This is a genomic window from Shewanella sp. AC34-MNA-CIBAN-0136 (assembly GCF_040309945.1).
Lineage (GTDB): Bacteria > Pseudomonadota > Gammaproteobacteria > Enterobacterales > Shewanellaceae > Shewanella.
This window is the reverse complement of the sequence record NZ_JBEOPJ010000001.1, coordinates 119726-133075: the sequence shown is the minus strand read 5'-3', so window position 1 is coordinate 133075 and position 13350 is coordinate 119726. Positions and strand designations below refer to the sequence as shown.

Sequence of the window (13350 nt, the reverse complement as noted above, 5' to 3'; positions counted from 1 at the left end):
TTTTATTCAAATCTAATGTTAGCTAACCTTGGCCACTTACTCATTGAATTATGTCTAGAGTTGTGACTGAGATCTGACTATTCCTTTATGGGTAACGTTGTTTGATGAAGATTTGCCGGTATTACTGACATAAATAGGATAGTTCCAAAGTGTTAATACCGTTATTAGCATATTCTTGAATACGCTAAGTGATGTGAACCTGCATCAGTGACTTGTGCTCGACGTCATAAACGATTATCTCACCACTGTTTTTCTATTTCATCTGGCTATGTATTTATGTTCAATAGATTAATGATTCACGTCTGAATTCGTATTATGGGCAACATAAATAGTGTGTTTGGCATACTTGGCTTGTGAATAGATCGATTTATGTCGGTTGACCCATCCCTTATCCCATCTAGTATTCCCTGTTAAGGTTAAGTATTGCGCAGTTAGGTAGAGGATTGAAAACTTATTAGGATAAAGGCTTGATCCAGCCAATGGGTTAGGGGATAATCGCCCCGTTCTGAGACATAAGCTTTGTATTATATGGTTCAGAAGTCAATGGTGACCCTAGGGTCCCCCCGCAACGATAACTTGTGAACTCGGCCAGGCCTGGAAGGGAGCAACCGCAGCAAGTGACTCGTGTGCCGGGGTGTGGCTCTAGGGGAACCTCCAATATTCCCCGTATGATTTTCACCGCATTAATTCCAACAAAGTATTGCAACCAAAAGATTCTAACCAAAAAATTCCAATCAAAAAACAGCCGTATTGTATGAATAAATTATTCATGGAATTACCATAACCAGTGCTTACTAGAATATATTCATTCAATATCCGGCAAAACATCAGTTAATGGCAAGCATCAGCTAATGCCGGTGAAATTACTGTTGTTGTTCTGCTGCGATTTCAGCTTCTTCTTTTAAGCGTTTTTGCAAATTTGCTTTGAGGAATTGTCTCGAACGTTCTAGTGCTTCGCTTATCTCTGTTTTCATCTGTTTTAATTCTTGATAATTTTCGAAGAAATACGTATCAACTAAATGGCGAATGTACCTGACGGGTAACTGATTCAGCGTGACGCAGCATAAATCCGCTAAGTATTCTTCTGGCAACTCTTCCATTAGACCTTCATCTCGCAGCATTTCCATTAATAGAACTTCATAATAGTTTCGGATCTCTAATTGCATTATTACGCTCCATTGAGACAGTTTGTTTTATCGACATATGCTTCAATGTCGAGATGTTTGTTTAATTTAGTGACGCAGTGTTATTGGTTTTGCATTGCCTGACACTGTGGTGACCAGATTTCATTGGCAGCAATTAACAATTGGCTATGTCGAATGGTTAATTCTGCTTCATTACGACTATAGCCTCCCCCTATTACTGCTGCAAGTGGGATGCTATGCATTTGTGCTATCGATATTACCTGTTTATCTCTAGCGAGAATACCTTGATTCGAAATGGCGAAATATCCAAGGTCATCATCTTGATGAATATCGACCCCAGCATCATAGATGATCAGATCTGGCTGATGGATGCGTATCAAGTAAGGTAATATTTGTTGTATGTGTTCAAGATATTGTTTATCGGTACACCCTTTATCCAGAGCGATATCGTGATCAGATTGTTGCTTTCTGGACGGGAAATTCTGTGCACAGTGGATCGAGCAACTAATAATATCTGGGCTGCCTTGAGTGAGTGTCGCGGTTCCATCACCTTGATGAACATCACAATCAAAAATGAGTACCTTATCCGCTTTACCTGAGTCAATGGCTGATCTCGCCGCGATAACTAAATCATTGAAAATGCAAAAACCACTGCCAAAATCATAGTGCGCATGATGATAACCACCGGTTAAGTGAACTGCAATTCCATGTTTAAGCGCTAATTCAGCACATAAACAGGTACCATTTACGGCGTGTAAGGTGCGGGTGACTAGTGCTGTGCTCCATGGGAAACCAATACGTCTTTGGGCTTTATGGTCTAAGGTGCCATTGATAAATTGCTCGACATACTGCGGGCAATGCACTGTATAGAGCGAATCTTTCGATATTGGCGTAGGCGAATGGCGATATTGCTCAAACAACAATTGTTGTTTGAGCGCGTGCTGGTATAAGTTGTGATATTTAGTGGTTGGAAAACGATGGGTGCTAGGTAACGCCAGCAGTGAATAGCTGGCGTGGTAAACAAAAGGGATCGACACGGACATTAAAGTTGCTTGATTGCCCAACCCATAAATTCTTTACGCGTTTTGTCATCGGCTTGTAACCACCAATATTGCAGCATTTGTTCTGCTTGTGCTGGAGTCGGTTTTTGCGCCGTTGTTGCTGGCACCGTTACTGGTACAGTTGCAATAACTGGTGCACTCATCGTAGCAGATTCAATATCTGATTTGACTGCTAATGCTTGTATTGGTTGACTGCCGTTACCTGTAGCTGAAGCCGATAAGGTTTCAATATCATGTTGGTTTTTATTGTTAAACAGGCTAGTAATAAATGACTCTTCAGTAAAATTAGTTTGTTCTACACTGTAAGTTACCGCTGCATTATCTTGGCGTTTAATGTTGATTTGTGGTTTTTTAGCAAATGCTTTTGGATTCTTGATAACGTCACCGTCAGCGGGTTGTAATAGATATTGATGATCGCCATCAACCGTTAACGTCACAATTAAAGGTGTCGATTTTACAAAAGATTGACTGTCACTAAAGGAATCATCAACCACATCATGATAACGGACTGCAATTTTATGGGTGCCATTGGTTAACGCTAAATCCGATTGATGATTGAACATACTGGTTTCAACTTCTGCACCATCAAGCGCTAGGTACTCAAAAGACATTGGAATGGTTAAATTCGCTGCTAAGACGGATGATGATGTTAAAAATGCCAAAAGCGCACTTGTGGTAAATAAAGATTTCATTGTTGCTCCTTAACGTGGGTAACTTTGGCGAGGTCTTTCAAAAAGTTGAATACGCTCTTCAATATAACTGGTTGCTTGTTTGCACTTTCCTAAACGGCGATGCATAGACAGAATATCATTTTGCAGTTTTATTTTGTCATCACTATGACAGAATTCAAGAGTTGCTTCCATTTGTTGTATTTTTTGCTCTATTTTTTTTGCCCAATTTAAATGTTTATTGAGTTCAGCGTAGAGTTGATGGCTATTTTGCATCACATTACTGGCTATCCAACCAAATCCGCTGTCTTGTATTGCTTGTTGTTGTTTTTTTGCATATCGGGCTCGATTACTGGCTTTGCGCTGTTGTTCGGATTTAAGGTTGATGTGAGTGGTTAGCAATGCTCTGCGTAATGCACTAAATCGGTCTTGAATACGATCGCAACTGAGTTGGATAACATTACTGCCCAACTTAAGGTAAAGTTGTTTTTCGAGTTGTTTAATATCTTGACGTAACTGAGTGATACAAGGGCTTAGTTGGGCTCCTTGTTGGGCAAATAGCTGACTGTTAAATCGTTCAATTTCTTGTAAAGACTGTCGTTGCGAAGGCGCCAAATTCTGGTCGTGTATTAATGCGTCTTGCTCAAGTTTAGCGAGCTGTTGTTTTAACATTGATAGCAATTGTTGGGTGTTCATACCCATGCACTCCACGTAAGATGGACTGCAATCGACAATACCATAATAATGAATATTGGTTTAATAAAAGGTATCCCAAATCGAATCGCACTTCTGGCGCCGATAAATGAACCTGCCATCATGCATACCCCCATCCACAAGCCGAGCATCCATTGTACTTGCCCCATGGATGCAAAGATAATGAGTGCTGTGATGTTACTCACCGCGGTCATGACTCTCGCTAATCCACAGCTGTGCAACAGAGGGAGTTTATACAGCGAGATAGACGATACCGTCCAAAAAGCACCAATACCTGGTCCTGCAAAACCATCGTATCCACCTAAAACAAATCCTTGGCTAATTTGTTTGTATTTTGGTGAACGATATTTTGGGGCCATTATATTTTTGTCACCCATCGCTTTGGGGCTAAATAAGGTATAAACAGCGATACTAATTATGAGTAGTGGTAATATTTTGTCTAACCATTGTGGGTCTATCAGAAATACTAAACCACAACCTGCAATCGACCCAACCAACGTGGCAAAAAAACACGTTTTCCATAATGCAGGGTTAAATAAATGCTGTTTATAAAAGGTGTAACTCGAAGTAAGAGAACCAAAACAAGCGGCTAATTTATTGGTTCCTAATGCTAAATGTGGCGGAATACCAACGGTGAGTAATGCTGGAATAGACAGAAGCCCACCACCGCCAACTATGGCATCAATAAAACCCGCAAATATACCTATGACCGCTAATATAGCCCAATGGCTAGGGTCTAATAATAAATCCAACTCAATACCTATTCAATAACACGTCTAAAAGGAGGAAGGGCATCAATTAATGATTTGCCATAACGTTTAGTGACCAAACGACGGTCTAAAATGGTCACTCGGCCATAATCTTGCTCTTTTCGTAACAGTCGGCCACAACTTTGGACTAATTTACGTGAAGCATCAGGAATTGTCAGCTGTAAAAATGGATTACCGCCTTTTACTTTTAAGTATTCCGCGTGAGCTTGTTCTACTGGTGAGGTCGGGACCGCAAACGGAAGTTTGGTAATGATTAAGTTTGTTAAGTAATCGCCCGGTAAATCGAGGCCTTCAGAAAAGCTGCCAGTACCGAAAATGACACTGGGTAGACCTTCATCACAGCGTTTTTTGTGCTGTTCTAATATTTGTTGACGTGGAATAGCGCCTTGAACAAAAAGCTGGTCTTTGGGGATTTTACCTTCGACGAGCTCAACCACTTTATCCATTTGCCAATAGGATGCAAACAGCACTAATGTGGCCATTTCGCCATCGATAAGTGTCACAATATGTTGTGCAAGTTCGGTGGTGTAATTTTCGTCCGTAGGTTCGCAAACCATTTGAGGTATAAATAAAGTCGCATTATTTTCGTAATCGAAAGGGGATAATAATGCTAAAAATCGGCTGCCATCATTCATTGACAGGCCTACTTGATGAGCAAAATGGTTGAAGCTGTTTAAGGCTCGAAGCGTTGCACTGCACAACACCACGCCAGCGGCTTTTTGCCACAACATAGATTCAAGCATAAAGCCAACTTCTATAGGCGATGAGCAAAATAAATAATCTTGTTGTTTACCGGTAATTAATTCAGCCCAACGCGCCATTGGTGCGCCTTTTTTACTGTCTTCTTTGGCCATCATCTTCCATAACTTATGTAAGTTATCTAGCCGCTGTAAAATAAAACCTGTTTCTGATAACAACCCTTCCGACTGATGTTTAGGCACTTCACCATCTTTTATTGCTTCATTTAACACTGATACCACTTTATTAAATTGCTTTACCGCGGAACCTGATGCAGTGGCCAGATTTTCTGCCTGTATTAATAACGATTGTGGTAATTGGCCATGTTCAAAACGAAGCCTGGATTCAGGGTTAGCGAATAACTGTGGTTGGGTATCACAAAAGTGAGCAACCTGGGTCAGTAAATTGGTTAACTCTGTGGTGTGGTCAAGCATGGCCTGTACAGGGGCAATAATATGAGTGGTTTTGAGTTGATTTTGTAACTTAGAACAGGTTTTCGATGCTTTTTCTAACCAATCACATGCTCCTCGAAGTGTGGCTTGAGCACTGGAGAAATCTCTGGCAACTATCGGTAAGTGATGAGCTTCGTCGATAACATAAAACATGTCTTCTGGTTCTGGTAAAATGACGCCGCCGCCAAGTTCTAAATCGGCAAATAACAGACTGTGGTTAACAATGAGTACATCCCAAGTGTCCACATCTTCACGAGCTTTATGAAACGGGCAATTATGGTGTGCCGATACTTGACGATGACAGCTGTGTTTATCACAGCAAATTTGTTGCCACAAGAAATCAGGAATAGGGTGTTTTAAAGTATCAATTTCACCATTCCAGCGTTTTTGATGAAAATCTTGATGCAATTTTTGTAATTCGTTAATTTGACTTTGGTCGGGTTTAGTTTGCCATATGGCTATTTGTGAGCTGTCTTGTGCCCCTATCATGGCTTCAAGTTTGGCTAAACATACGTAACGCTGACGACCTTTTACCAAACCAAATTTAAAATCAATACCAGACTGTTGTAAAAAATGAGGTAGATCTTTGTGGAGTAATTGTTCTTGAAGTGCCACGGTTGCGGTGGCAATACAGACTTTCTTTTTACTCGAGATGGCTAAAGGGATTGCCCCTAAGATATAAGACAAAGATTTACCAATGCCGGTACCCGCTTCAACCACAATGATACGACGGTCTTTGTCATACTCGCCTGCTAAGGTTTTTGATATTTCCGCTACCATATAGTTTTGTTCGCGACGAGAACGAAATTGCGGCATAGATGCGGCAATTTCTTTATAAATGGTGCGAATTTGACTTTTTATGTTATCCGGTAGCATAGGAAGTATGATTTCTACATAGACTGAATTATGCTGTACATAATAACAGTGAATTAGCATGCCACGAAGTAATAAATCAAATTGAGTAAACTTGTGCCGGAATTCAAACCCGTTGTGACGCCGACAGATAATCTAACGACCAATAATCATGTGAAGGGACGAGTATTAACTCGTCATGCTATTTATCGGCATGGACAATTAGTGCTTCAATATTATATTAAAACCGCTCAAGGACCTGTATTAGCAGAGCTGTATCACAGTGAAGTGATCTGTTTCTGCCGTCAGCAAGATGTTAATCAATTAAGTCAAAAAGTCGGCTTTGCCCTTAAGGCTGAGTCGATATCATTGATGAGCTTTGCACATGAACCTATCAGTGCCTTGTATCTTAAATCAAATACCCAATTGAAATTACTCAGTCGCATAGCTAATGATATCGGTATTACTTTATTTGAAGCCGATATTAGGTCTGAGCAACGCTACCTTATAGAACGATTTATTGCCTTAGATATTGAGTGTTCAGGGCATTATCAACAGCGTAATTCAACTTCAACGATTCCTTTGTTATCGATTAATCGGGCTAGAAAAATGCCCGCCAACGAACTTGTTGATATCTCTTTGAAGATGGTTTCACTGGATTTTGAGTGCAGTTTTACGGGTGAACTTTATTCGGTTGGTTTATATGGTGCCGATTATCAATGTGTGTATATGGTGGGCGAACCGCAAGCAGAATGTCATGACTTCATTGTTTGGGTAAAAAATGAGATTGAACTGATACATCATTTAATAGCGTGGTTTAGCGACTATGACCCCGATATTATTATTGGCTGGGCAGTAGTGACCTTTGATTTAGCCTTGTTGTTCAAACGCTGTGTTTTACATCAAATTCCATTATTAATTGGTAGAGGTAATAGCGAACTGAGCTGGAAAGTGGCTGACAAATATCGGCCGGAAACATTATCTTTACCTGGACGTGTGGTTTTGGATGGTATTGATTGGCTTAAAGCGGCGTTTTATCAGTTTGATAGTTTTTCGTTAGAATCGGTATCGAGGCAGTTATTAGCCGAAGGTAAAGCCATTGATCATGTTGAAAATCGTGGCCAAGAAATTACTCATTTATTTGCACAAGATAAAAATGCATTGGCTTTTTATAATATTACCGACTGCCGACTAGTGTGGGATATTTTTGAAAAAACACAGTTGTTAGATTTTGCTCTTGAACGCGCCAAGTTAACGGGCTTGGAGTTCGGCCGCGTGGGTGCATCGATTGCGGCATTTTATCATTTGTATTTACCTCACTTACATCGAAGTGGCTTTGTCGCCCCCGCACAACCCGCGAGCCAAGGTTTAGAAAGCCCAGGCGGATATGTTATGTCTTCTATACCGGGTTATTATAAAGATGTTTTAGTATTAGATTTTAAAAGTCTATATCCGTCGATTATTAGGACATTTCTTATCGATCCTAAAGGCTTAGTTGAAGGACTCTACGCGAGTGAAGTAAAAGGTGATTCAACGACAGTGGCTGGATATTTAGGTGCTCAATTTAGTCGGCAATCGCCTATTTTACCTGCATTAGTTGCCAGCCTTGCAGAGCAAAGAGAACTGGCCAAACGAGATAAAAATGCGCCGTTATCGCAAGCGATAAAAATTATTATGAACTCATTGTATGGCGTATTAGGCTCTCGAGGTTGTGTATTTCATGATGCTAAGTTAGCCAGTTCGATTACCATGCGCGGTCATCAAATTATGAAACTCACTAAGCAATGGATAGAAGAGTGCGGTTATCAAGTGATTTATGGTGACACCGATTCTACCTTTGTCTGGTTAGGAGATAATCATGGGATTAAAGATATTCAAGCGGTTGGTAAACACCTATCAGTATCAATAACCGAACGTTGGCTTCAATGGTGTGCAGAAGAATATCAATTAGACAGTTATCTTGAGCTGGAGTTTGAAACCCACTTTGAACAATTTATTATGCCTACCTTAAGGGGTTCGGATGAAGGCAGTAAAAAGCGTTATGTCGGCGCGGTGTCAAATGATCAGCAACAATTAACTCTAACCTTTAAAGGTATGGAGCAGGTGAGGAGTGACTGGAGCCCTATTGCAAGAAGGATGCAGTACCATTTATATGAATTGTTTTTCAAGGGCGAGGATGTTATTGATTTTTTGAGTAATGAGATCGCAGCAATTAAGTGCGGTGCTCGAGATAATGAACTTATTTTTAAAAAGCGATTAAGACGCAATGTTGAAGATTATACTGCAAAGTCGTCACCCCATGTTAAAGCCGCAAAACAGCTTGCCGAACTACTCGGTGACGTAAGTGTTACCCGAAAAGGACAACAGATTCGATATATAATGACACTCACTGGTGCACAAGCCATAGAAGTAAAACCACAAAATATTGATTATGAATACTATATTTGTAAACAGATTCAACCTATCGCGGAGCCCATTCTGCAACTGTGTGGCCATAGCTTTGACTCACTGGTGAATAATCAACTTCTATTGCTATAAGTTAACTTACCAACACCCCAATCTTAAGTTTTCAATGTTAATTAACATTGCTTGTTTTTCTTCGTGTCCTTACGTTCTTAATTCAGTAAAGGCAATCAAGCATTATTTGATGACGCACAAACCTCGCAAACCCAATCTACGAAGATTTATCTAGACGATTAATGTTAAGCAATTACTTACATAGCCTTATTTATTAACACTTAACATTTTTATGTTTACCAGAAGTAATAAAAAACTACCTTCTCCAAATTAATAGTTATTTAAAACAATAGGTTAATTTTTTAACTTTAGACTTGGTATGTTATTTCGACAATAACTAAACAACTTTAACTTATTGTTTATAAAGTTAAAAAAAATTACCTGTTCATATTTCTTAACAGTTAAAGTTGTTACATTTGATTAACTTTTGCGCTTACGACACTTCAAATGTTGATTAGTTGTTTCAAATGTGATTTTATTGCACCTGTAGTTGAGAGGTTGTGATTGTTTTTTGTTGCATCCCCTCATTGAACTAACACCTAAAAAGGTTGTTAGCATTATAAGAAAGACATAAAAAAGTCCAGGGAGATAGACAATGCATAAGAACGTATTAGCTAAGTCGGTGCGTTTAGCACTGATCAGTGGTGCAGCAGCAGCTGCATTTGCTTCGCCAGCAGTTTTTGCTGCTGATGAAGATGGCGCAAAAGTAGAACGTATTGAGGTTACTGGTTCGCGCATTAAGCGTTCTGACCTTGAAGGCGCTTCGCCAATTACGACCATTACAACTGAAGATATGAAGATGGAAGGTAACTTTACAGTTGCTGATGCACTTCGTAACAGTAACTTGAACTCTTTCGGATCATTCTCTGAGCGTTCAGGTAGTTCTGCACAATCTCAAGCAACTATCAACTTACGTGGTGCAGGCTCAAGCCGTACTTTAGTACTTATTGATGGTAAGCGTTTCCCAGGTTCACCAACGCTAGGTGGTGCATCTGCTAACTTGAACGCTATTCCTATGGCTGCAGTAGAACGTATCGACATTCTTACTGACGGCGCATCTTCTACTTATGGTTCTGATGCAATTGCTGGTGTTGTTAACATCATCATGAAAAAGAATTACCAGGGTATTGAATTCAACGTTGGTGGTGGCTCACGCGACCAGGACGGTGGTTTAACAAGTAAAGAATTCTCGGTTGTTGCTGGTTATCAAATGGATAAAGGTAACATTACTTTCTCATTCGACCATCAAGACCGTAAAGGTATTTCAGACGCAGATCGTCCATATACTGCGGCGAGCATGACAGACTTCAATGGCGATGGTGAAATCCAAGCTTACGAAGAAACTGCAGGTTGGAGTATCTATGGCGCAACAGTTGCCGCACCTGATTTCTCTACTGCTCAAGCATCACTATTATGTGATGACTTAGAATCAGAATACGGTTCAAATGTATTCCAAACTGTTAAAGCAGACAACGATTGGGGTGGAGCTGGCTCTACTTACTGTATGTATGCGTTTGCTAACGTTTCTTATAACAAAGCATCTACAGAGCGTAATACAGTATATGTTGATGCTAACTATGAAGTTGCAGAAGACGTAGAATGGTTTGGTCGTGTAATGGTAACTCAAGGTAACTCGTTTGGTCGTTACGCGCCTCCAGCTGCAGCTTGGAATAGCATGGCTGCAGACAACCCAAATAACCCATACGGTGAAGAAACAACAGGTTATTTCCGTTGGGTGGGTATCGGTACTCGTGACGGTAACGTAGACGATTACAACCAAGATTACCTAACAGGTTTACGCGGTACTATTAGTGCACTAAACGATGCTGAATGGGAAGTTTACTACCATCACAATATCGCCGATAACAAATCTATCGGTGAGTACTACTTAAGCTATTCTGGTCTTGCTTATAACCAAGCTAATGGTATTGATTTAGGCTCTGAAGCTGGCGTCAATAACATGAAAGCCACGACGTTAACACAAGGCCGTGCTACTTTTGATCAGTACAGTGGTGGTATTGGTTTTGATGCATTCGAATTACCAGGTGGTGCAGTTGCACATTACGTAGGTATGGAATATTTCGACCAACAGTTTAGCGAAGTGTATGACGCACAGTCTGAAGCTGGCTTAGTCGGTGGTAGTGCGGGTAACTCTGCAGGTGGCGATCGTCAAGTATGGGCAATGTTCTATGAAGCGGTTCTACCGTTAACAGATGACATTGAATTAAACCTTGCAGCTCGTTACGATGACTACAGTGATTTTGGTGACAACGTAGCGCCAAAAGCATCTATTCGCTGGCAAGCGCTTGAGAACGTAGTAGTACGTGCATCTTACTCAGAAGCATTCCGCGCACCTTCTCTAAACCAGTTATACGCAGCAACAACATTCAGTGCTGATACAGGTACCGATTACCCGTTCTGTGAATCTGCTGGTATCTCTGCTGCAGATTGTAGTTCAAAACAGTACGACACATATATTCGTGCTAACACTGGCTTAGGTCCTGAAACATCTGAGTACATAAACTTAGGCGTTGCTTGGGATATCGTTGATGACATCGGGATCAAGGTTGATTACTTTAACCTGAACATCGATGATGTTATTAACAGCCGCACAATTACTAACGTTATGCGTGGTGTTGCTGCTGGTACGCTAGTAGAAAATGAAACTTTCTACGTTAATCGTGCACCTAATGGCGCTGATGGTTCATTAGGTCGTGCTTTAGAAGTCGGTACTGGTTATGGTAACGGTGACAAGCTAGAAATTACTGGTATTGACGTAGCGTTAAACGCTAAGTTTGAAACTGCAATCGGTGATATCGGCTTCAACTGGAACAACAGTTTTGTGCTAGATTATATCGAAGAAGTTGAAGGTGGTTCTGCAGCGGTTGATATCGCTGGTTGGAATGGTTCACCTGACTACAAGTCTAACTTCACTACTAATTACAGCATGGGCGACCATAGACTGTCTTGGAACATGAGCTATACATCATCTACATATGAAGATGATGCTACTGGTCACTTAGATTCATGGTTAATCCATAACCTAAGTTATGTATATGACGCAGGTAATTATGGTTCTGTATTGTTAGGTATCAATAACCTAACAGATGAAGATCCAGTATTGAGCTCTGTAGGCACATACGATAATCCTGACCTGTATAACAACTACGGTCGTGAATATCGTGCAAGTTATACACTTAAGTTCTAAATTCTGATTAGTTATTAATTAGATATAAGAAAGGCTCCCTCGGGAGCCTTTTTACTTGGTATATTATGTAGCAATATGTTGTGGTTAAGAGGGGAGTGTAAATGAATAGTCACTGGAGTGAATATTGGCAGCAAGGACACACAACTTCATTCGGTGAGGCGTTACCAGGTAATTATCAGGGTATATTGAAAAATATTTGGCAACCGGTATTTAGCGCTCTTACAGAAGGCTTTTTGGTAGTTGATGTTGGCACGGGTAATGGTTCGTTACCGCTGTTATTACGAGATGGGTTATCAAAAGGTGAGCTAACGGGTAAGGTTATTGGTGTTGATTTAGCAGAGGTTACTTTAGCCAACTCAGTAAGTAACAACAATCAAAATATAGACATAGCCTTAATGTCTAATACTCGCTGCGAACAACTTCCTTTTGAACCCAACTCCGTTGACCTTTATATATCTCAATTTGGTTTTGAGTATTCAAATGTCGAGCAGTCACTTGAAGAAGCGGCTAGAGTATTAAAGGACGATGGCCAATTTGTTATTGTTTGTCATCATAATCGTTCAATGATCCTTAACCGTAATAGAAGGATTTTGACGTTAATTGATAAAGCAGAAGTCAATTTATTAATTAATTGTTTAGCTAAAATGGCAAATGCCATGGGCAATATCAGCAATCAAGAAGATGTTGAGCGAATTAAGAAAGACCTTCAATGTGAGCAAATTAGAGCAGAAATCAATCACTTGATTAAATTATTAGTCATGTTTGATGAGTCGGCCGCTCAGGATTGTGATTTAATGCGTTTCGTGGCTCAGTTTTTTAAAGCTGGATTATTTTGGCCTGTTGCAAAAAAGTTAGAATTTATTGAATTTATTACAATACAAATGGATACGTTAAGACTACGGTTAGCTGAGTTAGTGAACGCTTCATTTGATGAAACTAAATTGGCAACATTTATAGCTAAATTTCACCAAAATAATATGATATTAAATGAACTCAAAGTATTAAATAATGAACAAAATGAAGTCTTAGGCTGGTATTTACATGGTTCAAAATTTATTTAGTAATGAGGAAAAGGCTAAATACATTGTATTATTGAATTGACAGCGTTTTATAACTAATTGAATAAAAACAAGTAATATTTTTCTCTTAGCATTAAATTACGACACATTTATGTTGAAGACGTTTATTTATTAACCTTTCGACAACATTAACGCCTCTAACAGCT

9 protein-coding genes and 1 other RNA gene are annotated in these 13350 nt (G+C 39.9%); 4 read left to right on the top strand and 6 right to left on the bottom strand.

Going from position 1 to position 13350, the window contains the following annotated elements; translation table 11 throughout:
* The first annotated feature begins 552 nt into the window (after positions 1 to 552).
* Positions 553 to 649, top strand: an RNA gene (gene ffs, locus AAEY94_RS00585) — signal recognition particle sRNA small type.
* Positions 650 to 863: 214 nt separating this feature from the next.
* Here ffs and AAEY94_RS00580 read toward each other — a convergent pair.
* The 6 genes from AAEY94_RS00580 to dinG form a co-directional block, all read right to left on the bottom strand.
* Entirely contained in the window at positions 864 to 1166 is a 303-nt protein-coding gene (locus AAEY94_RS00580) for a late competence development ComFB family protein (RefSeq protein WP_101087795.1), read from the bottom strand.
* 80 nt (positions 1167 to 1246) lie between these two features.
* Entirely contained in the window at positions 1247 to 2188 is a 942-nt protein-coding gene (locus tag AAEY94_RS00575) for a histone deacetylase family protein (RefSeq protein ID WP_350976460.1), read from the bottom strand.
* Positions 2188 to 2898 (bottom strand): DUF2057 domain-containing protein, encoded by a 711-nt coding sequence (locus AAEY94_RS00570; RefSeq protein ID WP_101087798.1) that lies wholly within the window; start codon positions 2896 to 2898, stop codon positions 2188 to 2190. The genes AAEY94_RS00575 and AAEY94_RS00570 overlap by 1 nt, the downstream gene beginning before the upstream one ends.
* A gap of 9 nt (positions 2899 to 2907) precedes the next feature.
* Positions 2908 to 3570 carry a primosomal replication protein gene (locus AAEY94_RS00565; protein ID WP_101087800.1) on the bottom strand — a complete coding sequence of 221 codons (663 nt, stop codon included), beginning with the start codon at positions 3568 to 3570 and terminating at the stop codon, positions 2908 to 2910.
* Positions 3567 to 4340 (bottom strand): TSUP family transporter, encoded by a 774-nt coding sequence (locus AAEY94_RS00560; RefSeq protein ID WP_162022710.1) that lies wholly within the window; start codon positions 4338 to 4340, stop codon positions 3567 to 3569. The genes AAEY94_RS00565 and AAEY94_RS00560 overlap by 4 nt, the downstream gene beginning before the upstream one ends.
* Before the next feature lie 8 nt (positions 4341 to 4348).
* Complete coding sequence (gene dinG, locus AAEY94_RS00555; protein ID WP_101087805.1) at positions 4349 to 6424, bottom strand: ATP-dependent DNA helicase DinG; 2076 nt, start codon at positions 6422 to 6424, stop codon at positions 4349 to 4351.
* 114 nt (positions 6425 to 6538) lie between these two features.
* On the opposite strand from dinG, the gene AAEY94_RS00550 reads away from it, so the two are divergent.
* The 3 genes from AAEY94_RS00550 (at position 6539) to AAEY94_RS00540 (ending at position 13186) form a co-directional block, all read left to right on the top strand.
* Positions 6539 to 8938, top strand: a complete 2400-nt coding sequence (locus AAEY94_RS00550; protein ID WP_502959373.1) for a DNA polymerase II — start codon at positions 6539 to 6541, stop codon at positions 8936 to 8938.
* A gap of 574 nt (positions 8939 to 9512) precedes the next feature.
* Positions 9513 to 12125 (top strand): TonB-dependent receptor domain-containing protein, encoded by a 2613-nt coding sequence (locus tag AAEY94_RS00545; RefSeq protein ID WP_101087806.1) that lies wholly within the window; start codon positions 9513 to 9515, stop codon positions 12123 to 12125.
* A gap of 101 nt (positions 12126 to 12226) precedes the next feature.
* Entirely contained in the window at positions 12227 to 13186 is a 960-nt protein-coding gene (locus AAEY94_RS00540; protein WP_350976450.1) for a class I SAM-dependent methyltransferase, read from the top strand.
* Positions 13187 to 13350: the final 164 nt, after the last annotated feature.

Coding starts and splice junctions, on each gene's coding strand:
- AAEY94_RS00540 (WP_350976450.1), top strand. CDS start 12,227: ATGAATAGTCACTGGAGTGAATATTGGCAGCAAGGACACACAACTTCA.
- dinG (WP_101087805.1), bottom strand. CDS start 6,424: ATGCTACCGGATAACATAAAAAGTCAAATTCGCACCATTTATAAAGAA.
- AAEY94_RS00570 (WP_101087798.1), bottom strand. CDS start 2,898: ATGAAATCTTTATTTACCACAAGTGCGCTTTTGGCATTTTTAACATCA.
- AAEY94_RS00545 (WP_101087806.1), top strand. CDS start 9,513: ATGCATAAGAACGTATTAGCTAAGTCGGTGCGTTTAGCACTGATCAGT.
- AAEY94_RS00580 (WP_101087795.1), bottom strand. CDS start 1,166: ATGCAATTAGAGATCCGAAACTATTATGAAGTTCTATTAATGGAAATG.
- AAEY94_RS00575 (WP_350976460.1), bottom strand. CDS start 2,188: ATGTCCGTGTCGATCCCTTTTGTTTACCACGCCAGCTATTCACTGCTG.
- AAEY94_RS00565 (WP_101087800.1), bottom strand. CDS start 3,570: ATGAACACCCAACAATTGCTATCAATGTTAAAACAACAGCTCGCTAAA.